The following is a 1,584-nucleotide window of genomic DNA, read 5'->3' on the forward strand; positions in this document are numbered from 1 at the left end:
CCGCCGTGACCACCGAGGCGGCCACGAACACCTGCGCCAGCAGCCGCCGCGGGCTCCCGGCGGACGCCCGGGCCATCCATGCCCCGCAGGCGCGGAACAGGCCCTCGTCGTCGCACAGCTGCGCCAGCACCAGGACCGCGGCGAGGAAGCCGATGACCGGGCCCAGTCGCTCGGCCTCGTCCGCCGCGTGGGCCGGCGAGATCGCGCCGGTGGCGATCACCAGCCCGGCGGCCGGGACCGCGACCACGGCCTCCGGCCAACCCCACGGCCGAACCACCGCGCAGAGCAGAACCAGCGCCAGCAAGCCGATGGACAGCGCTTCTGCGGTCGACGTACTCAGGGGTCTGCTCCTTGCGTCCTGCGTCCTTGCGTCCTGCGTCCTTGCGTCCTCGCGGCGACGGTGACCGCTGACAGCATCCGCAATCGAACCCGAAACACCACGCCACGGCCGGTCGGCTGGCACCGACGGGACCCGTTGCTCACCCGGTGGACGTAACGCGCTCCGCATCCGCCGCTGAACGGCGTCCGCCGACCGATCGAGGAGACGGGCCGCAGGACGGTCGCGGGCCGCAGGACGGCCGGGCCGGTGAGGGCCCGGTGCGGACGACGGGTACGGTCTCCTCCCGCGGGCGCCGGGTCAGCCGGCCGCGACGCCCCGCAGCCGCTCCGCGGCGGCCTCGGGACTCACGTCGGTGACGAAGGCGTCCAGCCCCGATTCCACCCCCGCCAGGTACTTGAGCTTGCCGGGCGCGCGCCGGACGGTGAACAGCTCCAGATGCAGCGCCAGTTCGTCGCCGCCGCCCTTCGGCGCCTGGTGCCAGGCAGCGATGTACGGTGTGCGGTTCGGTGCGGAGCCGGCCGGCGCGGGGAACAGACGGTCGAAGCGGCGCAGCAGGTCGAGGTAGAGGCCGGGGAACTCGGCGCGCTCGGCCTCGTCCAGCGCGGTGAGGTCGCGGACCCGGCGGTTGGGGTAGAGGTGGACCTCGTACGGCCAGCGGGCGGCGAACGGTACGAAGGCCGTCCAGTGCTCGCCGCGCAGCACCAGCCGCTCGGGGGCGGCCCGTTCGGCGGTGAGGAGGTCCTCGAAGAGGTTCCGCCCGGTGCGGATCCGGTGCGCCGCTGCGCGGGCGATCATCCGGGTGGTGCGGGAGGGGACGAAGGGGAAGGCGTAGATCTGGCCGTGCGGGTGGGGGAGCGTGACACCGATCTCCTCGCCGCGGTTCTCGAAGCAGTAGACCTGCTGGACGTCGGGCAGGGCGGACAGTTCCGCCGTGCGGTCGGTCCAGGCGTCCAGGACGAGGCGGACGGCGGCCTCGTCCAGGTCGGCGACGGAGGCGTGGTGGTCGGGGGAGAAGCAGACCACCTCGCAGCGGCCGGTGCCCGGCCGGACGGTGTGCAGCGGGTCGTCGTGGGCCGCGACGTACGCTGCGGAGTCCGTGGCGAGCGAGGGGAACCGGTTCTCGAACACCACCACCTCGTAGTCGGCCGCTGGGATCTCGCTGAGCCGATCATCCTGGGAGGGGCAGAGCGGGCACTCGCCGGCCGGCGGGTGGTAGGTCCGCTGCTGGCGGTGGGCGGCGACCG

2 protein-coding genes are annotated in these 1,584 nt (G+C 74.0%); both read right to left on the reverse strand.

Annotated features, from left to right (window positions below):
- Positions 1 to 340 (reverse strand): SLC13 family permease (locus tag MCM47_RS40475; RefSeq protein ID WP_374209284.1); only part of this gene is annotated, 340 nt, incomplete at its 3' end.
- Positions 341 to 637: 297 nt separating this feature from the next.
- The coding region (gene galT, locus MCM47_RS40480; RefSeq protein ID WP_238951804.1) for a galactose-1-phosphate uridylyltransferase at positions 638 to 1,584 on the reverse strand (947 nt) is incomplete at its 5' end.

Origin of the sequence: Kitasatospora sp. A2-31 (assembly GCF_022288725.1) — a bacterium.
GTDB lineage: Bacteria > Actinomycetota > Actinomycetes > Streptomycetales > Streptomycetaceae > Kitasatospora.